Here is a 24,155-nt window from a genome sequence, read left to right as displayed (position 1 = left end):
GTGGAGAATAATAATGTCACAACCACGCACTGTTGACGTCGCTGCCTTCATTGAAGGGCGCAAGCTGACGCTGTTCAATTACAAGGTGATCATGGTCTCGGTCCTGATCACCTTTCTCGACGGATTCGACCTTCTCGTACTCTCGCACACTGCCTCATATATCGCCGATGAGGTTGGCCTGGACCGGATCCGCCTCGGCGAGCTGTTCTCCATCGGCTTGTTTGGCATGATGCTGGGCAGTTTTTTCTTCGGCTATTTGGGTGATCGAATCGGTCGCCGTCCCACGATCCTCTTTTCAACCGCGTCATTCGGAATGCTGACGCTGCTGTTCGCCTTCGCCAACAGCTATGAATCGCTGATGGTGCTGCGATTCCTGAACGGCTTTGCGCTGGGGGCCGTGCTCCCGTTGTGCTGGGTGCTCAACATCGAGTTTGTCCCCAAACGCTACCGGGCGTCGGTCGTCACCATCACGATGGTCGGCTTCAGCCTCGGCAGCGCAATGGCCGGGCCTATCACCGTTTGGTTGGTTCCCTATATCGACTGGCAGGGCGTATTCGTGTGCGGTGGCGTACTGACCTTGGCCACTTGCGTACTGCTGCTGTTCACACTGCCTGAGTCGGTGCGCTTTCTGATCGTCAAGCGCAAGCATCCGCGACAAGTGGCGCGGATTCTCAAGCGGCTGGATCCTCGGGCGGATGTGCGAGACGACGACACCTTCGTGCTGCTGGATGAGGTCAAGACGGGCGCCAAGAATTTTCGTATCGGCCAGCTGTTCCATGGGCGGCTCAAGTGGCTGACGCCAATGATCTGGCTTGGCTATGCAGCGAGCTCCATGTCCATGTATTTCCTCGCTACCTGGACGCCGCTTGTCTACACATACGCTGGCTTCGATCGTCCTACGGCCTCCTGGATCAGTTCGATAGCCTCTTTCGCCGGTGCCATGGCGGGTCTGGTGATGATGCGCTTCGTGGATACCCGCGGCCCTTATATGGTCATGATCTACCCGCTGTTGGCGCTTCCATTCTTGCTCATATTAGGCATTTACGATTTCCAGGGCTCGGCCTTCCTGACCCTCAGCATGATCGGTGCGGTATTCGTCAAAGGCAGCCACTACGGCATCCTCAGCATCTCCGGGGTTTACTACCCCAGTGCGATCCGGGCAAATGGAGCTGGCTGGGCCACCTCAATCGCAAAGATCGGCTCGATCCTCGGCCCTTTGCTTGGGTCCTACGTACTCAACAGCGGCTTGCCCGTCGTGAAAAGCTTTCTGGTACTCGCTGTTTGCCCCGCGACGCTTGCGATATGCGCGCTGATTATCGGGCGACTGGTTGAGAAGGGCTCACCCACACCGATTGAGCCGCTACCGGACACGTCGCGGATCTAACACCACTACGCATCAAAACGAACGTCACCGCCAGCCGCACAGGTCGCGTGCTGGATGAGCGCTCGTGCCCAACTTACCCACTTTACTCCTGGAAACTAATAATAATGATCAGGAACAACATGCTTGCGCGACGTAACCTTGGGATGGCTCTCGCTGCTTTATTCGTCATCAGCCAACCGGCCAGCGCTGATTTCATAAAAGACAGTTCGGGAAGCCTCACCACGCGTAATTTCTATATCAATCGAGACTTCAGACAAGATAACGCTCCGCAATCCAAGGCCGAGGAATGGGCCCAAGGTTTCATCCTTGATCTACAGTCGGGTTATACCCAGGGCGTCGTTGGATTGGGTGTCGATGTATTCAGCGAATTGGGCGTGAAACTGGATTCCGGCGCTGGCCGCCGCGGCACGGGCTTGCTGCCCTATGGTCCGGACAGCATGGAGCCGGTCGATAACTACAGTGAAGCGGGGCTGACGGCAAAAATGCGCTTTGCCAAGAGCGAATTGAAAGTCGGTACCCTTCGACCGACGCTCCCGCTCGCCTATTACAACGATATGCGCCTGCTGCCCTCAACGTTCAGTGGCGGGCTGCTCACATCGAAAGATATCGAAGACCTGACCTTCACCGCCGGCCGACTCACAAAAGGTAATGGCCGTGATTCATCGAGCAATGATGACGTTGGCTATGCGGGGCAAAAATCCAACCATCTGGATATCGTCGGCGGCGACTACGCGCTGACCAAGAATTTAACCCTGCGTTATTACCACGGGGAACTGAACGATATATACGTCCAGCAATTCGGCGGTCTGATTCATACCTGGTCACTGAGCAAAGACATTAGCCTGCGCAGTGACGTGCGTTACTTTGATAGCCGTGACACCGGCAATGCCGAAGCAGGTCGCATCGATAACCGCAACCTCAACGGTCTGTTCACCCTGGGCATCGCGGCGCATAAATTCTCCATAGGCTACCAGCGGCTGACAGGGGATACGGCATTCCCGATCATCGAAACCGGCACGCCCTATGTGGCGAACCTCGTGACGTTCAATGCTTTCACCAAGTTGAAAGAAACGTCCTGGCAGGCACGCTATGTCTATGACTTCGCCGAGATGGGGGTTCCTGGCCTGACGTTCATGACGCGTTACGTCAAGGGCACTGGAATACACAGCCGCGCGATTACCGACGGGACTGAGTGGGAACGAGATACTGACATCAGCTACGTGATCCAGAGCGGAACGCTCAAGGGGTTGGATGTACGCTGGCGTAACGCCACGTTCCGCTCAGGCAACGGTTTGACTCAAGCCTTGGACGAGAACCGCCTCATTGCGGCTTATACCTGGAAGCTCTGGTGATAGAAGGCTCATGGCGATGATGAAACGACGAGCAGTATTAGGCGGAACATTGGCACTGGCCTCATTGGCGGCCATGACGCACGCACAGGCGCGTACCCCCTCGACCAAGCGCGATGAGGAACAGGCGCCTCTGCAAAGACAGCTGCATGAGGATCTCCAGAAGCATTCCGAGTTGGGCGACAAGGAAACCGGCGGGGAGGGCGACCTCGCCACGGCGGCGTGGATTGCTTCAAGGTTGCGGGCGTCTGGTTATCAGATCGAGGAGCAAAAACTGCCCTTGCCTTATTTTGCGACGACGCGTGCCGATCTCACCTGGGAAGGCCACAAAATAGAGGTAAAGGCCCAACCTGTAGTGGTTACCACGTCGCCAGCCGGCCTCTCAGGCAAGGTCGCACTGATTCGTGACCCGTCGGAAGCCCCCCTGGCAGCGGGAAAAATCGCAGCGCTGGTGTTGCCCTATGACAAACACGCGGCCTTGTTCACCAGCCATGCTGCCACCTACCTGGAGGCTGCCCACAAGGTCAAACCGGCCGCCATCGTGATCGTACCCGTAGGCCCCACCCAGGAAATCATCGGCCTCAACACACGGCTCAAACCGATGGGCGATGTACCCATCGTGATCATGGCGCCGCGGGATTTGCCCGCCCTGATCAAAGCTGCCATGGAAGAAAAAACGCTGACCCTGACAGTCACGGGGCAAGCCAGCCAGCGCGACACCGTCAATGTGATAGGGCGGCGTAACGCAGGCAAAAAATGGTTGGTCATTTCCACACCCAGAACAGGTTGGTTCACCTGCGTCGGTGAGCGCGGCACGGGGACGGCGGCTTTTCTACATCTTGCCGACTGGGCCGTCAGGCGCTTCCCGGATCACTCGATATTCGTTGTGAATTCTGGCGGCCATGAACTGGATTTTGCCGGAATGCATGCGGCCACGCCGCTTGCACCGCCACCGGAATCGACTGTCGTGTGGATGCACATTGGTGCCAGCCTGGCGGTACGGGACTGCCTGGATCTGGCCAGCCGGCAAAAGCCTTTCTTTCTTCCCACGGCAGACCCTCAGCGCGCCTTGATGGCTTCTCCAGCGCTCATGGACAAGGCCGCACAAGCGTTCGCTGGCTTGTCCGGCCTGGAAAAGCCCCTGCCTGCCTTGAAGGGTAAGGGCGAGTTGTCCGGCATTATCGATCGCGGCTACACCCAGGCGTTTGCCGTACTGGGCGTGCACCGCTGGTTCCACACCCAGGAAGACAACTTGGAGAAGGTCGACGCCGAGCTGCTGTTGCCGGTGGTACAAGCGCACAAAGCGTTAATGGAGGCCGCTGTATGACTGCCCCAATTTCCCGGTGCTGGATACCCGACCCAAGCACCGGGATCTACCTGCTCATACCGTTCAGATCAAGGCACCTGATAAAAGGAGTTTGGCAATGAACATGAACGTCAGAGGCTTCATCGATCGCTGGCAGGTACGTGGCGCGATCCTGGGCACCTTGCTGTTGGCCGCATTGCCGTCGGTGGCGTGGTCGCAGGCTTCCACCTCCATGGTAGAGGTCAATGGCGGCAAACTGGATGTGCTGGTCGAAGGTTCCGGCCCGACTGTATTGATGATTCCTTCGTATGGACGAGGGCGTCAGGATTTCGATCAGCTGGCAGGCCGGTTGGTCGCTTCTGGCTACCGCGTCATTCGCCCCGAGCCTAGGGGCGTCAACGGGAGCACCAACTCAAAGCCTGACTTCGGGTTGCCAGACATGGCCGATGATGTGGCGGCAGTTCTGCGCTGGGCGGGCGGTGAGCCTTCGGTTGTGCTTGGCCATGCTTATGGCCAACGCGTAGCACGCAGTGTCGCTACTCGCCATCCGGAACTGGTGCGGTCACTGATCATGGTTGCCGCGGGAGGCAAGTTTGCGGCCAAGGATGAGATACGAAACGCCGTGCGTGAGTGTTTCAATCAGTCCCTTTCCGATGCCGATCACATGGCGATGGTGAAGCTCGCATTTTTTGCGCCGGGCAACGATCCAAGCCCGTGGCGAGGGGGGTGGTATCCCGCGGCGGCGAAACTGCAAGCCAGTGGGATGGCCCCCGGTTCCGCGAAGGATTGGTGGGCCGCCGGCGGCAAAATCCCGATCCTTTTGCTGCAGGGCAAACAGGATGTTGCGGCGCTTCCCGAGAACGCACGGGCATTCAAGGCTGAGTTTCCGGATCGGGTCACGCTGATTGAAATCGATCATATGGGTCATGCCGCGTTTCCGGAGCAGCCGGATGCCATCGCCAAGCATATTGAAGCTTTTCTTGGGTTGTGATCGTGCGGCCCACCTGGCTTTAGGCATGGTTGAATCAGAGAGTGGGAAGGCGAGCCTCCCATCCCTCTGCACGGAGCCTTGCATGCCGGGGCTCCCCGGGCGGATCAATCGGCATGATCCTCCGGCCCATCATGAAGCTGATGAAAGATGTTGCGCTTCATGCGAATGAATTCCGGGTCCATGACCATGTCGAGATTGCGCGGGCGACCGATGGGCACGTCGAGCACTTCCTTGATCCTGCCAGGGCGCGCGCCCATCACGAAGATGCGGTCGCCGAGCAGGATTGCCTCGTCGATGTCGTGGGTGACGAACAGCACGGTTTTCTTGCTGTGCTCCCAGACCTTGAGCAGCAGTTGCTGCATTTGCAGGCGGGTCTGGCTGTCGAGCGCGCCGAAGGGTTCGTCCATCAGCAGGATCTGTGGGTCATTGGCCAGCGCACGAGCGATCGCCACGCGCTGCATCATTCCGCCTGAAAGCTGTTTGGAGTAATTGTCGGCAAAGCGCCGCAAACCGACTTCGTTCAGGTAGAACTCGACAATGTCCTTGCGCTCGGCGGCGGGCATGCCCCGTCGCTTGAGGCCGAACTCGATGTTCTTGCGCACGGTCAGCCACGGGAACAAGGTGTAGCCCTGAAACACCATGCCGCGATCGGCACCGGGGCCGTCGACTTGTTGACCGCCGACATAGATGTCGCCGGCGGTCGGCTCAGCCAGGCCGGCGGTCAGGTAAAGCAGGCTGGATTTGCCACACCCCGATGGGCCGACCAGCACCGCGAATTGTTGATCGGGAACGTCGAACGTGACCTTGTCCAGTGCCGTGAATGTATCGCCCGACGGCGTCTTGTATTGCAGGGTAACGTTGTCGACCCGCAGGCGTGGTGTGGTAGGCGCGCTCACGGGCGTCGGCCGTAGTTGAATCGGTGAGGTTGCGGTTACTGAGCCCATGCGGCCACCTTCAAGCGAAGAAGTCTGAACAGTTGATCGGTGACCAGGCCCAACAGGCCGATGACGGCGATCGCCAGGAAAATCACATCGACCTGAAAACCACGCATGGCCTTGAGGCTCAGGTAACCCAGGCCGCTGGAAGCCGCGACCAGTTCGGCCACCACCAGGTAGGTCCAGGCCCACCCCATGGTGACGCGCAGGGTGTCCAGCACGCCGGGAAGCGAAGCTGGGGCGATCACGTGCAGCACCGCATCCGTGCGACTGGAGCCCAGGGTGTAGGAGGCGTTGATCAAGTCCTTGGAAATGCCCTTGGAGACGTCGGCGATCATCACCAGTTGCTGGAAAAACACGCCGAAGATGATGATCGACACCCGTTGTTCCAGGCCGATGCCGATCCACAGGATGAACAGCGGTACGAATGAGGTGACCGGCAGGTAGCGGATGAAGTTGACCAGCGGCTCGAGGAACGCCTGCACGACCCGGAAGCTGCCCATCATCAGGCCGATCGGCACCGCGACCACCGACGAGACGATGAAACCGACCATCACCACTTCCACGCTGGCCCACACATGCGGACCGAGGGTGCCGTCACGGGCCAGGCGCATGGCTGCGTCGAAGACCGCGCCCGGTGTCGGCAGGAACATCGCCGGTACCACGGCGCCGTAGGAAAGAAAGGCCCACAGACCGATCATCAGGACCCAGGCCAGGCTGCTGGCACTCCAGATCACCTGCACGGGCAGGTTGGTCTTGGGCGTCAGGCAGCGGTTGAGCCACGAATTGCGCTTGGACATGACGTGCTCCTGGTTTATTTCGGGCTGATGAAGCGGTTGTCGACCAGATCGCTGTAGGTCACGTTGTATGGCTTGCCCTGCAACTCGCTGGCGGTTTCGTTGGCCAATTTGATCACCATGGCTGCGTCGCCCTCAGTGCCGTTGCTGCCCAGCAGTTTTTCGCTCATGGCCTGATCGTAGAAGCGCACGCCCTGGGCGGCAGCTTCCAGTTCAGCCGGGTCGGCGAGGTAGCCACCGACACCTTTGGCCATGATCGCGTAGGCTTCTTTCGGGTGGTCCTTGGTGTATTGCACGGCCTTGTAGAGGCCGCTGACCAGTGCCTTGACGTCAGCCTGTTGTTTGTCGATCACATCACAGCTCAGTGCCACGACATCGACGATCACCCCTGGCGTCGTGCTGCTGTCCACTAGGACCTTGCCTTGTTGTTTTTTGCGCACGGTGGTCAGGTGCGGTTCCCAGGTCACCGCAGCCGGCACACGACCGGCGATGAAGGCGGTGGCCGCGTCGTCTGCGGTCATGTTCTGGATCGTCAGGTCGCTCATCTTCATGCCGGCGTTTTTCAGCAAGTAGTTGAGCCAGAATTGCGATACCGAACCTTCGTTGACGGCAACGGCCTTGCCTTTGAGGTCCTGCAGGCTGTTGACGTCCTTGCCCACCAGCACGCCGTCACCACCGTGGCTGTCATCCAGCGCGGCTACGGCCTTGAAGCAGAACTGCGGGCGGTATTTGAGGATTTCATCGAGGGTCGAGGCCGAACCGGACAACTTGCCCGAAGCCTGCGCAGCCATGTACATCGAGGCTTCTTCGATGGTCGGCAACTCGACGGTCAAGCCCTGGTCCTTGAAGTAACCCAGGTCCTTGGCCAGGAAAAGGGTGCCGTAGCCCACCCAGGTGGTATGTCCGATGGACAGGGTTCCGGCTTGAACACCACCGGCAACGCCGGCAGCGATTGCAGTCAGGGCCAGCGGACGCACGCAACGCGATACGAAAGACTTGATCATGTAACACTCCCGGAATCGTGGTTTTAATTCGTTATTTCTCGGGGCAGTGGGCTAGACGCCAAAAACACATCGCTTATGGCCTCTTGCGGACCTTTTTGCCTCTGTGGGCAGGATTGATGGTGGCCGATGTCAGTGGATAGGAAAATTAGTAAATATGTGGTCGGTGATGAGGAAAAAACTGGGGTGGGGAAGGGGGCGTGAATAGCGTTCCAACCTGGGGCGCGCAATAAGAAAACGCCGCTTCCTGGTGCGGAAATCGGCGTTTTTCAGGGCTGCTTTGAGACTTCAAGAGGCGGTGCTACGGCACCGGATCAGATCCGCCGCTTTCTCGCCAATCATGATGCAAGGCGCGTTGGTATTGCCGCTGATCAGCGTCGGCATGATCGAGGCATCGACCACGCGCAGGCCTTGAATGCCGTGCACTTTGAGGTCCGGCCCGACCACACTCATGGCGTCGACTCCCATCTTGCAGGTACCCACCGGGTGGAACACCGTCGCGGCGTATTCACGCACATAAGTCATCAACTGCTCGTCAGTCTGTACGTGGGCGCCGGGCAACATTTCCTTGCCACGAATGCCATCGAACGGTTGATCGGCGAGGATCCTGCGCGCCAGTTTCAGGCCTTCGATCAAGACCCTGGCGTCTTCGGGATCGGAGAGGAAATTGAAGTCGATAACTGGTTTGGCCGCGCTGTCCAGGCGTATCTCGCCGATGCTCCTGGGGCGCAGCACGCAGGTGTGCACGGCATAACCGTGTCCCCACTCGAACAGTCGTCCGCGATGACTGCGATAGCCTGGCACGAAGTGAAATTGCACGTCCGGCAGAGCGTTGGCCAGCGGCGTACGGGCGAAGCCTCCAGCCTCGACATAATTGGTCGTCAGCCAACCTTTTCTGCGCAACACGTAGCGCAGCGGCGACAGGACAATGCTTGGCAGGGAGCCCAGGGAGAAACCCAGTGTCAGCGGGCTTTTCGAACGCACCGTGATGAGTCCGTCGAGGTGATCCTGCAGGTTCTTGCCCACACCGGGCAGGTCATGTTCAACCTTGATCCCGGCCTTTTCCAGCTCGCTCGCAGGTCCGATGCCTGACGCCAGCAACAGGCTCGGACTGCCTAGAGAGCCTGCCGACAGAATGACCTCCCGGCTTGAGCCCAGAAGGATGGTCTTGCCGTCCGAGACCACCTTAACCCCCTTGGCCACTCCCTGCTGGAGCATCAAAGCCTGTACCGAGCAATCGGTGATCACGGTGAGGTTGGAGCGTTCGAGCACCGGCGCGACAAACGCGCGGTAGCTCGACAGGCGCCGGGCGTTTTTCTGCGTCAGGTTGTAGAGGCCGCAACCTTCAAGCGTTTCGCCGTTGAAGTCATCGTTGAGAGGGATGCCGATGCGCTGCGCGGCTTTGATGAACAGTCGCGACACCGGATTGGGATCGCGTGCCGCTTCGACGTTCAGCTCGCCTGCCGTGCCATGCAGGCGCGGGTCCTGGCCGAGTCGGTTGTTTTCCGATTTCCTGAAGTAGGGCAGCACGCTGTCCCAGTCCCACCCGGCACAACCAGCCTGCGCCCAGCGGTCGTAATCACTGGCGTGACCGCGAATATAAATCATGCTGTTCATTGAGCTGGAGCCGCCCAGCGCCTTGCCACGTGGTGTGTGCAGGCTTCGGCCGTTGAGATGCTTTTGCGGCGCCGAGAAGAAATTCCAGCTGTACTTTTTGCTCTTGTACAACGTGATGGTCCCGGCTGGCGTCTGGATACGCAGGCTGTTGTCGTGGCTTCCCGCCTCGATCAGGCAGACGCTGACATCCGGATCGGCACTCAGGCGATTCGCCAGCACGCATCCGGACGAACCGGCGCCGACAATGATGTAGTCGTATTCGGTTTTCATGCGTTTCCTCTTGAAAGCGCCCCAAGTGGCAGGCCATGGCTCAGCGCAGCTGAAACCAGGTGGTCTTCAGTTGTGTGTATTTGTCGAAAGAATGCAGCGACAGGTCGCGACCGAAGCCGGACTGCTTGCCACCGCCGAACGGCACGCTGACATCCAGCGCATCGACGGTGTTGACCGAAACCGTCCCGGCACTCAGTCGGCTGGCGACCCGGTGTGCGCGATTGAGGTCGTCGCTCCACACCGATGCAGCCAGCCCGTAAATGTGCTTGTTGGCCATCTGCACGGCTTGGTCTTCATCGTCAAACGGCGTGATTGCCAACACTGGGCCGAACACCTCTTCGCGGGACAGACGCATGGTCGTTGTGACGTCGGTGAACAGCGTCGGCTGGATAAAATTGTCCGAGCCGTTGATGACGACCCGTTCACCGCCCGCCACCCGTCGTGCACCGCTGGCACTCGCTTCGCCTATGTGATCCATGATGCGTGCGGCCTGGGTGGCGTCGACGATCGCGCCCATTTTGCTGGCCGGGTCCAGTGGATCGCCGGGCTGCCAGTGCTGCGCTTTCTCGATCAGGCGCTCGACGAACTCATCGTGAATCGAGCGCTGTACCAGCAGCCGCGAGTTGGCCGAGCAGACTTCTCCCTGGTTGAAAAAAATCCCGAACGCGGCTTTCTCGGCGGCCAGGTCCAGGTCCTGGCAGTCGGCGAACACCAGGTTCGGACTCTTGCCGCCGCACTCCAGCCACACCTGCTTGAGGTTCGACTGCGCCGCGTACTGCATGAAGTATTTGCCCACCTGGGTGGAGCCGGTGAAGGCCAGTGCGTCGACATCCGGATGCAGGCCCAGTGCGCGTCCCGCCTGTTCACCGAGGCCGGTGATGACGTTGAAGACACCTTCCGGTACGCCGGCTTCCAGCGCCAGTTCGGCAAGGCGCAAGGCCGAGAAGGGTGATTGTTCGGCGGGTTTGAGGATCACGCTGTTGCCGGCGGCGAGCGCCGGGGCGAGTTTCCAGGCCGCCATGTCCAGTGGGAAGTTCCACGGCACCACGGCAGCGATGACCCCCAGCGGTACCCGAGTGATCGTTGCCAGCGTGCCAGGGCCGGTCGGTGCGACCTGGTCGTACAGCTTGTCGAGGCTTTCGGCGTACCAGGCGAATACGTGGGCGGCGCCCGGGACATCAATGCTGTAGGCGTCCATCACCGGCTTGCCCATGCTCAGGGAGTCGAGCAGCGCCAGTTCTTCGCGATGGGCCAGGATCGATTCGGACAGGCGCAGCAGCACAGCCTTGCGCTCCCTGGGGTGCATGCGCGCCCACGGCCCGGTTTCAAAGCAATGGCGAGCGATCCGGACCGCCTCGTCGACCTCGGCGTCCGAGCACGCGGCCACGTTGGCCAGCAAGATGTTAGTGGCCGGGTTGATCACGGCGAAGGTCGCGCCGTTGTGTGCCTGGTGAGGCTTGCCCGCGATTATTGCCGTGTTGATGAAGCGTTGGCTGTCAGCCAGGTGCTGCCAGCTTTTCAAGTCCGTCACTGCACACTCCTCAATGGCTTCCAGGGCCATGGTCACAATCAGTGGGGCCGATAGTGGGGGAATGGCGGACGACGGGAAATTATTAAAAATGTCGTTGCTACCGATAAAAAAGCTCGGCCGAAATGCGAACTCGCGATGCCTCATAGGCTGTTTGAGCATCGCTTTTTTAGCTTCATTGGAGAGTAATTTGCTTGTTTCTTCGCGACTGTGAACCTCGCAGAATAACGCGCAGGATCCAGCACTCCGGTTCACCCATTCGAGGTAGCTATGGCCGCTTACAATCTGCGACAACTCAAGTACTTCGTCACCACGGTGGAGTGCGGCAGCGTCGCCGAGGCCTCGCGCAAGCTCTACATCGCGCAGCCTTCTGTTTCGACCGCGATCAAGCATCTGGAAGAGAGCTTCGCGGTGCAGTTGTTCATCCGGCACCATGCCCAGGGCGTGACGCTGACCCCTGGCGGTGCGAGGTTCTATCGCAAGGCACAGGAGCTGCTGCGGGTGGCCCATGAGTTCGAGCAGAACGCCCTGGCCGACAACGATATCGTTGCCGGTCAGATTGACATTGGCTGTTTCGAAACCGTTGCTCCACTGTACCTGCCGCGGCTGATTGCCGGATTTCGTGATCGTTGGCCAGGGGTGGAAATTCGCATCCGCGATGGTGAACAACAGGAACTGGTGCAGGCGCTGACGTCGGGCAGCATCGACCTGGCGATTCTTTATGAGCATGACCTGGACAGCACGATCGAAACCGCACCGCTGATGGCGCCGCAGCAGCCCTATGCGTTGTTGCCGGAGGGGCATCGCTTTGCCAATCAGGCGAAGGTGTCGCTTAACGATCTGGTGCTCGAACCCATGGTGCTGCTGGACGTACAGCCGAGCCGGACCTACTTCGTCAGCATCTTCGAAGAACGCGGTCTGTCCCCGCACATCCAGTTCAGCTCGCCGTCAATCGAGATGGTCCGGGGCATGGTGGGGCGTGGTTTTGGCTTCTCGATCCTGGTGACCCGACCCAAATCCGAATACACCTACGATGGACAGAAAGTGGTGTGCGTGCCGCTGGCCGAACAGGTCACCGGCTCGGGGCTGTCAGCCGCCTGGCTTCGCCGTTCGGCATTGACCAAGCCGGCGCAGCTGTTCGTGGATCATTGCCGGGAAGAGTTGGCGCCGAGGACCTGAGTCATCCGACGCAACATCTCATCGCACCCTTCGAGTTGGTCGAGGCTCACGAACTCATCCGGTTTGTGCCCCTGATCCATGCTGCCTGGGCCGCACACCACGGTAGGAATGCCGATGGCGTCGAACAGGCCACCCTCGGTGCCGAACGCGACGGTGGTAAACGCCTGTGAACCACAGAACTGTGCAATCAGCTGCGCAGCCTGGCTTTTGGCATCGGTGGCGAGGCCTGGATACGCCGACAACTCGCGAAAACGAATGTCGCTGCCCGGATTGACTTCGCGCATGCGCGGCAGCAGTTGTTCCCTTGCGTACCGTTGCAACTGCTGCGCGACTTCGAGTGGATCCTGGGCCGGCAACGCACGCACTTCGAAATCGAACCGACAATCCGCCGGTACGATGTTCAGCGCCTTGCCACCGCTGATCATGCCGGTTTGCACGGTGCTGAACGGCGGATCGAAGCGAGCATCATGCAACTGCGGGGCGCGCAGGGTCGAGCCGATGCGTCCCAGCTCCGTAATCAATTCGGCGGCGTACTCGATGGCGTTGACGCCTTGGGGCGAATAGGCCGAATGGCAGGCCGCGCCCTCCACGTCGCAGCGCATCGCCAGCTTGCCCTTGTGCCCAAGCACCGGCTTGAGTTCGGTAGGCTCGCCGATGATGCACAGCAGCGGTTTGACCGGGCGCTGCTCAAGCTCGGCCAATAACGAGCGGACACCGAGGCAGCCGATTTCTTCGTCATAGGACAGGGCGATGTGCACCGGCATCCGCAATGGCTCGGCCCGTAATCCGGGCACCGCCGCCAGGACACAGGCGATGTAGGCTTTCATGTCTGCCGTGCCACGCCCGAACAACTTGCCGTCCTTTTCGCTCAGCTCGAACGGCGCCACGGTCCAGGGTTGGCCGTCCACCGGTACCACGTCGGTATGACCGGACAGCACGATGCCCGGCCGATCAGCCGGGCCTATCGTCGCGAACAGATTGGCCTTGTTGCGCTGCTCGTTGTAGATCAGCTCACAGGGCACCTCGAACTGCGCCAGGTAATCACGAACGAACTCGATCAACTGCAGGTTCGATTCGCGGCTGGTGGTATCGAAGCCCACCAGGGCGGCCAATAGATCCCGGCTGCTGCTTATGTGTTCGCCCAATGGTGCTTTATTCATCCCCGGGCACGCCGTAACGGGGGGCCTTGGTCGGGTCGAGGGCGCGGGTGATGTAATCCTGCATCTGTGGGTTGTAATCGGCCCATAGCTGCGCCAGCTTGCCGATGGGGTCTTCGTCAGCCCAGTCCACGCGCAGATCGACGATCGGCCAGGTCAGTTCGCCCACCACCACCAGCGCCGCCGAGTGCACCGGGCCGGCTTCACCCCCGGCCGCAACCGCGGCCTGTATCGCTGCAATCAGTCGATCTGCCAACTGGCCGCCGCTGCTTTCGAAGGTGTGCACCAACGTCTCGATAACCGCGCGATCAGCCAACATGTTGCCCGCACCGACGCATTGCTCACCGGTGAGTGCATGGTGCGTGCCGAGGGTTTCGCTGCCGCTGAAGTGTGCGGTCTGGCCGAGGTGATCGATGGCGGTCAATTGGCGAAACTGGCTGTAGCCATTGCTGGTCAGCGCCTTGTCCAGTGCCTGGGCCGCAGAAAACCCGCGTTCCAATTGGTCGAGCACCTGGGGGCCGAGGGCGGGGAGGGTGATGTTCTGCGTGGCCACAGCCCCCACTCCCGGGCGCAGCCACGGACAACGGGCGCCCACGGCAATACTGGAAGAGCTGATCGCGATACCCAACTGCCCTGTTTCGGCGCAACGGCCGACGATGGAAAACGTCATGGTGTGTTCGTCCTGTTTCGTCCAGACCCTCCATCCGCCGCCCGGACCGCGTGTGTGACGCTATCCGGGCGAGGACGGTGCATGAGCGCATTGTGTCGATGCGCTGCAGTTGGCGAAACGAGGTTTTTTGTAGAGCCTGCCTACGTAAAAACTTCTCAATCGGCAGTTACAACAGCGCCTGCCTACAGGCGTCCGTATTCCCGCGCCGTGCGATCCACCGCGATGCGGGTCTTGTCGACCAGTTCGTCCAATTCCGCACGGGTGGCGATCAGTGCCGGGGCCATGATCATGCGACCTAATGTCGAACGAATGATGACGCCTTCCTCGAACCCGAGGGTGCGGCAGCGCCAGGCGATGTCGTTCTCGTTGGCGAAGCGTTTGCGCGTGGCCTTGTCCTCGGCGAACTGCAATGCCGCCACCAGGCCCACGCCCTGGACTTCGCCCACCAGCGGGTGATCGCCGAACACCTCGCGCAGGCATTTTTGCAGGTATGGTCCGGTGTCGGTTTTCACCTGGGCGACCACGCCCTCGTCACGCAGGGCCTTGAGGTTGGCGATCGCCACCGCAGCGGCTACCGGGTGCCCTGAGTACGTCAGTCCATGGGCGAATACGCCGCCCTTTTCCACCAGCGCTTCGGCCATGCGGCGCGACAGGATCAGCCCGCCCATGGGGATGTAGCCCGAGGTCAGCCCCTTGGCGATGGAGAGTGTGTCCGGCTCGAAGTCCAACGCCTGATGGGCGAACCATTCGCCGGTGCGGCCAAACCCGCCGATCACCTCGTCGGCGCACAGCAGCACATCGTACTGACGACAGATGCGCTGGATCTCCGGCCAGTAGGTCTGTGGTGGAATGATCATCCCGCCCGCGCCCTGGAAAGGTTCGGCGACAAAGGCCGCCACCTTGTCCGCGCCCAGCTCGAGAATCTTGTCTTCCAATTGACGCGCCGCGCGCAGGCCAAACGCTTCCGGGCTCAGGTTGCCTTCATGGGCGAACCAGTACGGTTCGTCGATGTGTGCAACATCGGGAATCGTGCCGCCCATGTCGTGCATGAACTTCATGCCACCCAGCGCCGTCGCCGCCAGCGTCGAGCCGTGGTAACCGTTCCAACGACCGATCATGACTTTCTTCTCAGGCTTGCCCATCACCTGCCAGAACTTGCGCACGGTGCGGATCAACACCTCGTTGGCCTCGGAGCCGGAGTTGGTATAGATCGCATGGCTGTAGTGCGAGGGCAGCAAGCTGAACAGCAGCTCGGACAGTTCGATCACCGCTGGGTGGGTCGTGTGGAAGAACATGTTGTAGTAGGGCAGTTGAGCGAGCTGAGCGCTGGCAGCGGCGACCAGATCCTTGCGCCCATAGCCCAGGTTGGTGCACCACAGCCCTGACATGCCGTCCAGGTAGCGCTTGCCGTCGTTGTCCCACAACGACAGCCGATCCCCCCTGACCATCACTCGCGGCCCTTCTTCATTCAACGCTTTCTGATCGACGAAGGCATGAATGTGATGGGCTGCGTCGGACGCCTGGTAATCACGAGTGGTACGGACGGGATCGAGTTCGATGGACATTGCGCTTCTCCAGGATGATGGCGCCGCAGCTCCATTCAGGGGGTTGGGTGCATGGACGGGGGCAGGGCGCGCATCAAGTTTTGGCACTTAAAAATATTTTTGTAAAGAAAATATTTGTTGATCGAAATTATTATCCGTAATCTGCAAGTCATCGAAAAACCATGCCTGGGGCACCATGACAGGACTCAGAGAGCGACAAAAAGAGCAGCGCCGGCAGAACATCGTCGAGGCCGCGCTGGCGTTATTCAAAGCCAATGGTTTCGGCGCCACCACGTTGGAGCAGATCGCCAATCAGGCAGGGGTGTCGTCGCCTACGGTGGTCAATTATTTCGGCGGCAAGCAAGAGATTCTGCTGGCCCTGTTGAAAGCGCCCGATGAACAGGCCATGGGGGAGGCGAGGGCGAATCTGAACGAAAACGCCGACCCGCTCGATGCCCTCTGCGAACTCGAAGGCTTGATGACGCGCTACCAGTTGCGCGCCATGCCGACGTCGCTTTGGCGTGAGCTGGCGCCGTTTCTGTTCACGGGGGAGCTGGCCCTGGCGTTCGAGCCCTGGAATGCCGCCGTGGTCGAGGAGGCCAAGGCGCTGCTCGTGCATTTCCAGAAGCTGGGCAAGGTGCGTGAGTCGGTCGACGTCGACGTGGCGGCCACCTTGTTCAACCAGTACGCCAACCTGGCATTTATCCGGCTGGCGACTGAGGCGGTGCCCGATCGCGAGGCCCATGCGGCGCACATGCGCAGTGTGTTGGGGCTGATGTGCCATGGGATGCTGACTGAGGCAAAGCCTGCCTGACGACAACTCGGGCAGCCCCTAGTTTTTTCCTGCTCTGCGACGACAAAAATCATAATTTCGCTATCGCCTGTTCCTGCACAGAATGCGTCCACACCCGCCTTCGTGAAGGACACAGGTATGACAGCTGGAAACATCGAAATCGATACGCTCGTGGTTGGCGCAGGTCAGGCTGGCATCGCCATGAGTGAGCATCTGAGCAAACTGGGCATCGCGCACCTGGTCCTCGAGCGTAGCCGGATTGCCGAGGCATGGCGCACTGGACGCTGGGACTCGTTGGTGGCCAACGGGCCGGCCTGGCACGATCGTTTTCCAGGGCTTGAGTTCGACGACCTGAGCCCGGACAGTTTCGCCCCGAAAGAGCGGGTCGCCGATTACTTCGAAGCCTATGCGCGCAAATTCAAGGCGCCGATTCGCACGGGCGTCGAGGTACGCAGGGTCGAGCGCAATGTCGGTCGTCCGGGTTTCACGGTCCAGACCTCCGAAGGGGTGATCCAGGCCCATCGTGTGGTCGTTGCCACAGGGCCTTTCCAGCGTCCCGTGATCCCGGCCATTGCCCCGAAAGACGCTCGGCTGACGCAGATTCACTCTGCCCAATACCGCAATCCTCAGCAGCTTCCTGAAGGCGCCATTCTGGTGGTGGGTGCCGGGTCCTCCGGTACTCAGATCGCGGATGAACTGCAGCGCGAGGGTCGCGAGGTCTACCTCTCGGTGGGCCAGCACGATCGTCCGCCGCGCGCGTACCGCAATCGGGATTTCTGTTGGTGGTTGGGCGTGTTGGGCGAATGGGACCAGGCGACGATGAAGCCGGGCCGTGAGCATGTCACGATCGCAGTCAGCGGCGCCCATGGAGGGCGTACCGTGGACTTCCGTGAGCTGGCCGAGCGGGGCATGAAACTCGTCGGTGTGACCCGTTCGTTCGACAACGGCACCGTGACCTTTCAGCCCGACCTGGCCGACAACCTCGCGCGGGGCGACGAAAACTATTTGGCGGTGCTCGATGCGGCCGATGCGTACATCGAGCGCAACGGCCTTCAACTGCCGCTCGAACCCGAAGCCCGTCGTGTGTTCCCTGACCCTGAATGCGTGCGTAACCCGATTCTTGAGCTGGATCTGTTCAAGGCGGGCATTACCACGATCATCTGGGCCACCGGCTATGCCACCGATTACAGCTGGATGAAAGTCGACGCATTCGATGCCAAGGGCAAGCCTGTGCACCAGCGCGGCGTGTGCAGCGAATCGGGCATCTATTTCCTGGGATTGCCGTGGCAATCGCGGCGCGGATCGTCATTCATCTGGGGTGTCTGGCACGACGCCAAGTACGTGGCCGACCACATCGCGACCCAGCGGACCTACCTGGAGTATCGCGATGCGGCACAGCGCGAGGCCGAGCAGTCCGCTTCGATGATTGCGCCGATTCTGGATCGTCCCGTCGGCGTCTGATACCCCGCGCCCATTATGTTGTTTGGAGAGACCTCACATGGCACAGCCGACTCACACCCGCATCCGCATGTTCAACACCAAAGAGACCTACCCGAACCAGTCGCTGGATAACGATCTATGCCAGGCCGTTCGCGCGGGTAACACGATTTACGTTCGCGGCCAGATCGGCACCGATTTCGAAGGCAATCTGGTTGGCCTGGGCGATCCACGTGCCCAGGCCGAGCAGGCGATGAAGAACGTCAAGCAACTGCTCGAAGAAGCCGGCTCGGACCTGTCACATATCGTCAAGACCACCACCTACATCATCGACCCGCGTTATCGCGAGCCGGTCTATCAGGAGATCGGCAAGTGGCTCAAAGGCGTCTTCCCGATTTCAACAGGGCTGGTGATCTCCGGCCTGGGCCAACCTCAATGGCTGATGGAGATCGATGTGATTGCCGTGGTGCCGGACGACTGGCAGCCGAATCAGAAATGACAAGCCCGGCACGGTTTGCGCAGTGTATGCTCAAGGGAGCCATCGCGCCTACACCCTGGCGCCGGCTCTATTTCTACCCAAAAAGGGCTTCTTGCCCTCAGCCGTCGAAGAGCGAATCGCAACAGTGCCAATACGAGGAAGAATCATGCGGATGTGGATGATGGCAACGGGTATTTGCCTTGTCGCAATCGTAACCAATGCCCAGGCTCAAACCCCACCTCAAGCCACTCAGGAGATAAAAGGCTTGCTGGACTTTGTCGAGCACAGTGAATGCCGATTTGTGCGTAACGGAGAAGAGTTCCCAGGTCCCCAGGCGCGCGCGCATCTGGAGAAAAAGCTGAATTACCTGGAGGACAAGAACAAGGTGAACAGTGCAGAAGACTTCATCGATCTTGCTGCCACGCAAAGCAGTATGAGTGGCCGCGACTATGAGGTGCGATGCCCGGAAGGCGCACAGCCTGCTGGCACCTGGCTCAAGCGGGAACTACAGAGACAACGGCAGCTTCATTGATTTTGTCTCAAGACGAGTCATGTAAGCTCTGCCAAGTTGCTTTCACCAACGGGTGCGGAAAGACAAGATGAGTAGCGAAAGTCCACGCATCAACGTTGAGCGTCTTCGTATTCCGCGCACGATCTGGGCCTTGGGTTTTGTCAGCCTGTTCATGGATCTATCGTCCGAGCTTGTACACAGCCTGGTGCCCGTGTTTTTGGTCACCACGCTGGGCGCGAGCGCATTGACTGTCGGGATCATCGAGGGGATCGCCGAGTCGACCGCCATGCTCGTCAAGATATTCTCTGGTGCCATCAGCGATTTCATTGGCCGGCGTAAAGGACTTCTGTTGCTTGGGTATGGTTTGGCGGCCCTGACCAAGCCACTTTTCCCGTTGGCTCACTCGGTTGAAGTGGTCTTCACTGCACGCATTCTGGATCGAATCGGAAAAGGTATTCGTGGTGCGCCGCGAGACGCCCTCGTCGCCGATGTCTCGCCACCAGCGATCCGTGGGGCCTGCTTTGGGTTGCGCCAATCGATGGATACCGTGGGGGCCGTTCTTGGCCCCGCGCTGGCCATTTTGCTGATGCTGTGGCTCGCAGATATACAGCTTGTACTGTGGGTTGCAGTGATTCCGGCAGTCATAGCAGTGCTGCTCATTGTCACCGGAGTAAAAGAGCCCACTCACGCCTCCCGGGAACACAGATTTCGATCTCCAATACATTGGCGAGTCCTTCACGACTTCTCCGCTGGGTATTGGTGGGTGGTGGTCGTGGGCGGCGTGTTTACGCTTGCCCGGTTCAGTGAAGCGTTTCTGGTATTACGGGCGCAACAGCTAGGCTTGTCAGTGACTTGGATTCCGCTGGTGATGGTCGTCATGGCGCTTTTCTATGCATTGTCCGCTTACCCTGCCGGTTGGCTATCCGATCGTATCAGTCGCACGAAACTGCTCTGTGTGGGTATGGGACTACTGGTCTTGGCGGATCTGGTTCTTGCTCAGTCCAGTTCTGTCATCACGATGCTGCTGGGCGTTGTGTTATGGGGATTTCATATGGGATTCAGCCAAGGCATTCTTGCCTCGCTGGTGGCCGATAAAGCGCCAGGAGAACTCAAGGGTACGGCCTTCGGCATTTTCAATCTGGTTAGCGGTGTATGCATGCTGATCGCCAGTATTCTTGCGGGCTGGCTGTGGCAAAGCATTGGATCAGACAGCACGTTCCTCATGGGCGCATTGCTTGCCGCAATCGCTCTGGTCTTGCTTTTATTCAAGAAGCAATAGCGTCTTAGGCGGGTAACGCCTTGACGCGCTTTTCACGTCTAAAAGAGGGTTTGAAGCCTGCCGGGTTGTCAGTGCTTGGGGAATCACCGGAAATCCTTTTGTTCTCCTGGACGGGCGTTTGTTGAGCGGTGCGCAAAGCCATTCCGCCGAAGGACACGCTGGCATCCACATAGCGCAACGCCGACTTCATATCCTTCCAGCCCACATATCCCATCAATCCCTTGATGTCCCAACCGTTCGCAGACGCCCAGGTCGCAAATCCGCGCCGCATCGAGTGACTGCTGTACAACTCCGCTGGCAATCCTGCCTCTTTGAAAATGCGGCGCAACACGGGAATCAAGCTGTGCGGCTGCATGGCTTTGCCTGACAGGTTGCCCCAGCGATCAATCCGCTGGAACACCGGCCCCCTTGCTATCCCGGCCACTGTTATCCAATTGATATAGGCCTCTACGGGGCAGAGCATGGCGAGCGCCGGCGTCTGGAAGGTCGCTCCTTCGTACTGACGGTCACCCTTGGTGTAGGGCAGGAAAAAAGTAATCCCTTCACCGCTTATGGCTTTCGTGTTCTCCACCGTCAGCCTGGCCAGCTCATCGCCGCGAAAACCACGCCAGAACCCAATCAAGATAATCGCCACCGAGCGCCGGTGGCGCACCAGCGACTTGTAGTCTCCACGTTCAAGCGCCGCAGTGGCTTGCCCTTCAAGCCAGGTGACCGCTTGCTCCAGATGCTTCAGCAGCAGCGGGGCGGCCTGCTTGACCTGTGCAGGGTGCACGACCCTGATGCCTTTGATCATTTGGCGAACGTCAGGCGTCTTGGTTGGATCAGGGAAACCCTGGGTGATGTGCCACTGGGCCAGGGCTGCCAGACGCTGCTTCAGGGTGTTGATCGAGAGCTTGTCGGCGTACTCCGCCAGGTAGCGAACCACACCTGTGCCGGTGGTGGGCAGATACCCGCCCCAAGTCACCTCGAAGTGTTCGATCGCCGCCCGATAGCTTTTTCGCGTGTTTTCCCGGGTGCCGGCGCTGAGGTATCGATCTGCCTTTTCCATCGCTTGCCGCCTTCAAAATCGGAGCATTGCTGCCTGCATACGTCGCTGTGAGGTTTCCCGGCCGCTGTGAAGAGTCAGGAAGCCATAAAGCACTATTATGGACTTGTAGAAAGCCAGCGTGAAAGGGTGTAAGGTTCGCCTAATTCGATATGTATTTACATAACATGTAACACAGTACGAAATCGTAGGGGGGGGTTTATGGCTCGAGGCGGAATCAACAAAGCTGTAGTGCAAAAAGCACGTCAGGCGCTGCTGGCCAGAGGAGCCAACCCCAGCATCGACGCCGTACGCGTAGAGCTAGGAAATACGGGCTCCAAGACCACGATTTCTCGCTATCTGAAAGAGCTTGAGCCGTCCAATTCAGAGCCTGCGACCTCACGTGAACGCATGAGTGAAGCGCTCAACGGCATGGTGCAGACACTGCTGGATCAACTGATGGAGGAAGGCCAGGAGGTCATCTCCCAGGCCACTGCGGCTTTTGAACAGCAGCGGGCCGCACTGGAAAAGCAGATCATCGAGGTCGGATCAGAGCTCGCTACCGCTCAACGTCAATTGGCGACCCAACAGGCCGCGATAGACACGCAGAACGCGGAACTCGCAACCACCCAGTCCTCGCTCCAGGCTGAGTTGACGCGCAACGCACGCCTCAGCCAGCGCTGCACCGACCTGGAATCCCTGGTTGCGGAAAAGGACAAACACCTCCAATCGCTGGAGGAAAAGCACGTCCAGGCTCGCGGGGCGCTTGAGCACTATCGAGAGGCGGTGAAGGAGCAGCGTAATCAGGATCAACGCAAGCACGAGGCTCAACTGCATGAGATGCAGGTTGAACAGCGCAAGCTGCGAGAGACCATCGCCTTGAAGCAGGACGATCTGACCCGACTGAATCGCGACAATGAACGCCTGCTCGCTGAAGCCAGACAGCAGACCAAGGCCCTGCATACCCAGGAAGCCCTGGTTCAGTCGCTCAACACTCAAATTGCGGCGCTGCGCCAGGGTGAGGCCAAGACCGCCGGGGTGACTGAACACCTCATGGAGCAGGTCTCGGCTTTGCGTGATGAAGTAAAGGCGCTTCACAAGGTCACCGCTGTAGCCGAGCTGCGTGAGCAGGAAACCGCAGCGCTGATCGCATCGCTTCAGAAAGAGAATGAGCAACTTCGGCAGGCTGGGACAAGCCCGGAGGAGGGTAGCGATGCCTCCTCGGGGGCAGAGAAGCACACCAAGCCTTCGAAACGACCCAGGAGATAAGCATGAATCAGATCGCAGGAAATCCGCAGGGCCATGATGAAGACTCGTCAGCGTGGAAATTCGCTCATCAGCGGCTAGCCCAGATACTCATGGAAAGGGCCGGGGCATCTGGCCCTTTGAGCCCGATCATGAAGATGAAAGCCCCGGCGGATGACCGCTTCCGCCGGGGTTGCATCAGGCTTCCTTGACCATATACCGCAGAATCAAGGTCAATGCCGTCGCGATACACAGCATCGCGGCCATCGCAATCAGTCCTGCATTGAATGACTGAGTGACATCCTTGAGCCAGCCCACTGCGTACGGTCCCACCAACCCGCCAAGGCTCCCCACGGCATTGATAAAGGCGATACCGCCGGCCGCGGCCTGTTTGCTGAGAAACGTCGCCGGGATGCTATAGAAACAGGTGCGCACCGAACTCAAGCCGATCAAGGCAACGGTGAGGCCAATCAGCGCCGGAATCAGATCGCTGTAGACCACCGAGAAGATAAAGCCTGCCGCGCCGGTGGCGCAGGTGATCGCCAGGTGCAGGACATAACGACGCTTGCGGGCGAGCACCTTCGCCCACAGCAGCATGGCGACACTGGCAATCAGATAGGGGATCGCCGACACCCAGCCGATCTGAGTGGTAGTCAGCGCATGGGTTTTGAGAATCTGCGGCAGCCACACGCCGATGCCGAGAATGCCGATGATATAGCTGAACAGGATGGCCGCCAGTAGCCATACCCGGGAGTCCTTGATCGACTCGCGAAAGCTGTGGGCGCCCTTCGATTCGTGCTCGGCGTCCAGCGCCGATTGCAATGCCTGGCGCTCGTCCATGGTCAGCCATTTCGCGTCGGCGGGCTTGTCGGCGAGCACCTTCAGGCACATTACGCCCAATACGCAGGCCGGCAGGCCTTGAAGCACCAACAGCCACTGCCAGCCGCGATAGCCCCAGAGGCCATCCATCGCGAGCATGGCGGCAGAGAGGGGGCCACCGAGTACCGATGACAGCGGGATCGCGAACAGAAACCAGGCCATGACCCGCGTGCGGTACTGAATGGGAAACCACAACGACAGGAAGAAGATCACTCCAGGGAAAAAACCAGCCTCGGCGATGCCGGCCAGCAGGCGAATGAGCGAGTAGCTGACGGGCCCTTGAGCCAACGCAGTGGAGGCGGAAAAGAGGCCCCAGGTAATCATGATTCTTGCGAGCCATCGACGCGCACCGAAGCGGTAGAGCGCCAGGTTGCTAGGCACTTCGAACAAGCAATAACCGACATAAAAAATGCCGGCCGCAAAGCCGAACTGGGAGGCGGTGAGGCCCAGGTCGTCGTTCATGGTCAACGACGCAAAGCCGACGTTGGTTCTGTCGAGATAATTGAAGAAATACGCGATGGCGAGCAGGGGGATCAACCTGATCGCGGCTTTGCGACAGGCGCTGGATGCCAGCGTTTCCTGGTCGGTTATTTGAGCAGCTGTGAGTGTATTCATGGGGCTCCGTTATTGTTGTAATCGGGAGCCTGGAAGCATATGGCCGGCCTTCTGGTAGGCGCCAAGACCTTTAAACCATAGATGTCTATAACCGCACGGCATGGGACTTCAGCAGGGGCTGATACCGGGCTGTGGCTATGCCCGACCAGCATTGAACTCCATGAGA

The 24,155-nt window shown here is 59.6% G+C and carries 22 protein-coding genes; 12 read left to right on the top strand and 10 right to left on the bottom strand.

Going from position 1 to position 24,155, the window contains the following annotated elements:
* Positions 1–13: 13 nt before the first annotated feature.
* The 4 genes from CGA22_RS18835 to CGA22_RS18820 all read left to right on the top strand — a co-directional run bounded on the left by CGA22_RS18835 (position 14) and on the right by CGA22_RS18820 (position 5,030).
* Positions 14–1,384, top strand: a complete 1,371-nt coding sequence (locus tag CGA22_RS18835; protein ID WP_052435134.1) for an MFS transporter — start codon at positions 14–16, stop codon at positions 1,382–1,384.
* A 104-nt stretch (positions 1,385–1,488) separates the two neighbouring features.
* Positions 1,489–2,736, top strand: coding sequence for an OprD family porin (locus CGA22_RS18830; RefSeq protein ID WP_041022823.1), 1,248 nt, complete (start codon positions 1,489–1,491; stop codon positions 2,734–2,736).
* A gap of 10 nt (positions 2,737–2,746) precedes the next feature.
* The gene (locus tag CGA22_RS18825; protein WP_156996917.1) at positions 2,747–4,060 is read left to right on the top strand and encodes a hypothetical protein; all 1,314 of its coding nucleotides are present in this window, start codon (positions 2,747–2,749) and stop codon (positions 4,058–4,060) included.
* A 97-nt stretch (positions 4,061–4,157) separates the two neighbouring features.
* A complete protein-coding gene (locus tag CGA22_RS18820; RefSeq protein WP_052435132.1) occupies positions 4,158–5,030 on the top strand; it encodes an alpha/beta fold hydrolase in 873 nt (290 codons plus the stop codon).
* A 104-nt stretch (positions 5,031–5,134) separates the two neighbouring features.
* Here CGA22_RS18820 and CGA22_RS18815 read toward each other — a convergent pair whose 3' ends face one another.
* The 5 genes from CGA22_RS18815 to CGA22_RS18795 form a co-directional block, all read right to left on the bottom strand.
* Positions 5,135–5,974, bottom strand: coding sequence for an ABC transporter ATP-binding protein (locus CGA22_RS18815; protein WP_041022819.1), 840 nt, complete (start codon positions 5,972–5,974; stop codon positions 5,135–5,137).
* The gene (locus CGA22_RS18810; RefSeq protein WP_041022818.1) at positions 5,962–6,765 is read right to left on the bottom strand and encodes an ABC transporter permease; all 804 of its coding nucleotides are present in this window, start codon (positions 6,763–6,765) and stop codon (positions 5,962–5,964) included. The genes CGA22_RS18815 and CGA22_RS18810 overlap by 13 nt, the downstream gene beginning before the upstream one ends.
* A 14-nt stretch (positions 6,766–6,779) precedes the next feature.
* On the bottom strand, positions 6,780–7,766 hold the full coding sequence (locus CGA22_RS18805; RefSeq protein WP_041022817.1) for an ABC transporter substrate-binding protein: 987 nt from the start codon (positions 7,764–7,766) through the stop codon (positions 6,780–6,782).
* A 285-nt stretch (positions 7,767–8,051) separates the two neighbouring features.
* Positions 8,052–9,650 carry a GMC family oxidoreductase gene (locus tag CGA22_RS18800; RefSeq protein WP_041022816.1) on the bottom strand — a complete coding sequence of 533 codons (1,599 nt, stop codon included), beginning with the start codon at positions 9,648–9,650 and terminating at the stop codon, positions 8,052–8,054.
* Between the two features lie 40 nt (positions 9,651–9,690).
* On the bottom strand, positions 9,691–11,211 hold the full coding sequence (locus tag CGA22_RS18795; protein WP_223194826.1) for an aldehyde dehydrogenase: 1,521 nt from the start codon (positions 11,209–11,211) through the stop codon (positions 9,691–9,693).
* Between the two features lie 237 nt (positions 11,212–11,448).
* On the opposite strand from CGA22_RS18795, the gene CGA22_RS18790 reads away from it, so the two are divergent.
* Complete coding sequence (locus CGA22_RS18790) at positions 11,449–12,357, top strand: LysR family transcriptional regulator (protein ID WP_041022815.1); 909 nt, start codon at positions 11,449–11,451, stop codon at positions 12,355–12,357.
* On the opposite strand, the gene argE is transcribed toward CGA22_RS18790, so the two are convergent.
* The 3 genes from argE to CGA22_RS18775 form a co-directional block, all read right to left on the bottom strand.
* Positions 12,324–13,490: an acetylornithine deacetylase gene (gene argE / locus CGA22_RS18785; protein WP_188258676.1), complete on the bottom strand. Its 1,167-nt coding sequence runs from the start codon at positions 13,488–13,490 to the stop codon at positions 12,324–12,326. The two genes, CGA22_RS18790 and argE, sit on opposite strands and share 34 nt — an antisense overlap.
* Before the next feature lie 19 nt (positions 13,491–13,509).
* A complete protein-coding gene (locus tag CGA22_RS18780; protein WP_041022814.1) occupies positions 13,510–14,184 on the bottom strand; it encodes a DUF1028 domain-containing protein in 675 nt (224 codons plus the stop codon).
* Positions 14,185–14,366: 182 nt separating this feature from the next.
* Positions 14,367–15,749, bottom strand: coding sequence for an aspartate aminotransferase family protein (locus tag CGA22_RS18775; RefSeq protein WP_041022813.1), 1,383 nt, complete (start codon positions 15,747–15,749; stop codon positions 14,367–14,369).
* A gap of 175 nt (positions 15,750–15,924) precedes the next feature.
* On the opposite strand from CGA22_RS18775, the gene CGA22_RS18770 reads away from it, so the two are divergent.
* The 5 genes from CGA22_RS18770 (at position 15,925) to CGA22_RS18750 (ending at position 20,226) form a co-directional block, all read left to right on the top strand.
* A complete protein-coding gene (locus CGA22_RS18770) occupies positions 15,925–16,542 on the top strand; it encodes a TetR/AcrR family transcriptional regulator (RefSeq protein ID WP_041022812.1) in 618 nt (205 codons plus the stop codon).
* Between the two features lie 117 nt (positions 16,543–16,659).
* Positions 16,660–17,982: a flavin-containing monooxygenase gene (locus CGA22_RS18765; RefSeq protein WP_041022811.1), complete on the top strand. Its 1,323-nt coding sequence runs from the start codon at positions 16,660–16,662 to the stop codon at positions 17,980–17,982.
* A 37-nt stretch (positions 17,983–18,019) separates the two neighbouring features.
* Positions 18,020–18,457, top strand: coding sequence for a RidA family protein (locus CGA22_RS18760; protein WP_041022810.1), 438 nt, complete (start codon positions 18,020–18,022; stop codon positions 18,455–18,457).
* A 145-nt stretch (positions 18,458–18,602) separates the two neighbouring features.
* The gene (locus CGA22_RS18755; RefSeq protein WP_041022809.1) at positions 18,603–18,968 is read left to right on the top strand and encodes a DUF5329 domain-containing protein; all 366 of its coding nucleotides are present in this window, start codon (positions 18,603–18,605) and stop codon (positions 18,966–18,968) included.
* Between the two features lie 67 nt (positions 18,969–19,035).
* Positions 19,036–20,226: an MFS transporter gene (locus CGA22_RS18750; protein WP_041022808.1), complete on the top strand. Its 1,191-nt coding sequence runs from the start codon at positions 19,036–19,038 to the stop codon at positions 20,224–20,226.
* A gap of 4 nt (positions 20,227–20,230) precedes the next feature.
* On the opposite strand, the gene CGA22_RS18745 is transcribed toward CGA22_RS18750, so the two are convergent.
* Positions 20,231–21,274, bottom strand: a complete 1,044-nt coding sequence (locus tag CGA22_RS18745; RefSeq protein WP_084213769.1) for a tyrosine-type recombinase/integrase — start codon at positions 21,272–21,274, stop codon at positions 20,231–20,233.
* A 198-nt stretch (positions 21,275–21,472) separates the two neighbouring features.
* Between CGA22_RS18745 and CGA22_RS18740 the strand changes: the two genes are divergently transcribed.
* Positions 21,473–22,519, top strand: coding sequence for a DNA-binding protein (locus CGA22_RS18740; protein WP_041022807.1), 1,047 nt, complete (start codon positions 21,473–21,475; stop codon positions 22,517–22,519).
* 2 nt (positions 22,520–22,521) lie between these two features.
* On the top strand, positions 22,522–22,707 hold the full coding sequence (locus tag CGA22_RS18735; RefSeq protein ID WP_041022806.1) for a hypothetical protein: 186 nt from the start codon (positions 22,522–22,524) through the stop codon (positions 22,705–22,707).
* Here the strand turns inward: CGA22_RS18735 and CGA22_RS18730 are convergent.
* On the bottom strand, positions 22,694–23,989 hold the full coding sequence (locus CGA22_RS18730) for an MFS transporter (protein ID WP_041022805.1): 1,296 nt from the start codon (positions 23,987–23,989) through the stop codon (positions 22,694–22,696). The two genes, CGA22_RS18735 and CGA22_RS18730, sit on opposite strands and share 14 nt — an antisense overlap.
* Positions 23,990–24,155: the final 166 nt, after the last annotated feature.

The organism is Pseudomonas sp. PSB18 (assembly GCF_014596565.1).
Classification (GTDB): Bacteria; Pseudomonadota; Gammaproteobacteria; order Pseudomonadales; family Pseudomonadaceae; genus Aquipseudomonas.
This window is presented reverse-complemented; position numbering and strand designations above follow the sequence as displayed.

Excerpts from the sequence above, each read along its gene's own strand:
- CGA22_RS18775 (WP_041022813.1), bottom strand. The coding sequence starts at position 15,749 with ATGTCCATCGAACTCGATCCCGTCCGTACCACTCGTGATTACCAGGCG.
- CGA22_RS18800 (WP_041022816.1), bottom strand. The coding sequence starts at position 9,650 with ATGAAAACCGAATACGACTACATCATTGTCGGCGCCGGTTCGTCCGGA.
- CGA22_RS18805 (WP_041022817.1), bottom strand. The coding sequence starts at position 7,766 with ATGATCAAGTCTTTCGTATCGCGTTGCGTGCGTCCGCTGGCCCTGACT.
- CGA22_RS18835 (WP_052435134.1), top strand. The coding sequence starts at position 14 with ATGTCACAACCACGCACTGTTGACGTCGCTGCCTTCATTGAAGGGCGC.
- CGA22_RS18790 (WP_041022815.1), top strand. The coding sequence starts at position 11,449 with ATGGCCGCTTACAATCTGCGACAACTCAAGTACTTCGTCACCACGGTG.
- CGA22_RS18750 (WP_041022808.1), top strand. The coding sequence starts at position 19,036 with ATGAGTAGCGAAAGTCCACGCATCAACGTTGAGCGTCTTCGTATTCCG.
- CGA22_RS18745 (WP_084213769.1), bottom strand. The coding sequence starts at position 21,274 with ATGGAAAAGGCAGATCGATACCTCAGCGCCGGCACCCGGGAAAACACG.
- CGA22_RS18730 (WP_041022805.1), bottom strand. The coding sequence starts at position 23,989 with ATGAATACACTCACAGCTGCTCAAATAACCGACCAGGAAACGCTGGCA.
- CGA22_RS18755 (WP_041022809.1), top strand. The coding sequence starts at position 18,603 with ATGCGGATGTGGATGATGGCAACGGGTATTTGCCTTGTCGCAATCGTA.
- CGA22_RS18825 (WP_156996917.1), top strand. The coding sequence starts at position 2,747 with ATGGCGATGATGAAACGACGAGCAGTATTAGGCGGAACATTGGCACTG.
- CGA22_RS18735 (WP_041022806.1), top strand. The coding sequence starts at position 22,522 with ATGAATCAGATCGCAGGAAATCCGCAGGGCCATGATGAAGACTCGTCA.
- CGA22_RS18760 (WP_041022810.1), top strand. The coding sequence starts at position 18,020 with ATGGCACAGCCGACTCACACCCGCATCCGCATGTTCAACACCAAAGAG.
- CGA22_RS18765 (WP_041022811.1), top strand. The coding sequence starts at position 16,660 with ATGACAGCTGGAAACATCGAAATCGATACGCTCGTGGTTGGCGCAGGT.
- CGA22_RS18820 (WP_052435132.1), top strand. The coding sequence starts at position 4,158 with ATGAACATGAACGTCAGAGGCTTCATCGATCGCTGGCAGGTACGTGGC.
- CGA22_RS18815 (WP_041022819.1), bottom strand. The coding sequence starts at position 5,974 with ATGGGCTCAGTAACCGCAACCTCACCGATTCAACTACGGCCGACGCCC.
- CGA22_RS18740 (WP_041022807.1), top strand. The coding sequence starts at position 21,473 with ATGGCTCGAGGCGGAATCAACAAAGCTGTAGTGCAAAAAGCACGTCAG.
- CGA22_RS18830 (WP_041022823.1), top strand. The coding sequence starts at position 1,489 with ATGATCAGGAACAACATGCTTGCGCGACGTAACCTTGGGATGGCTCTC.
- CGA22_RS18810 (WP_041022818.1), bottom strand. The coding sequence starts at position 6,765 with ATGTCCAAGCGCAATTCGTGGCTCAACCGCTGCCTGACGCCCAAGACC.
- CGA22_RS18780 (WP_041022814.1), bottom strand. The coding sequence starts at position 14,184 with ATGACGTTTTCCATCGTCGGCCGTTGCGCCGAAACAGGGCAGTTGGGT.
- CGA22_RS18770 (WP_041022812.1), top strand. The coding sequence starts at position 15,925 with ATGACAGGACTCAGAGAGCGACAAAAAGAGCAGCGCCGGCAGAACATC.
- CGA22_RS18795 (WP_223194826.1), bottom strand. The coding sequence starts at position 11,211 with ATGGCCCTGGAAGCCATTGAGGAGTGTGCAGTGACGGACTTGAAAAGC.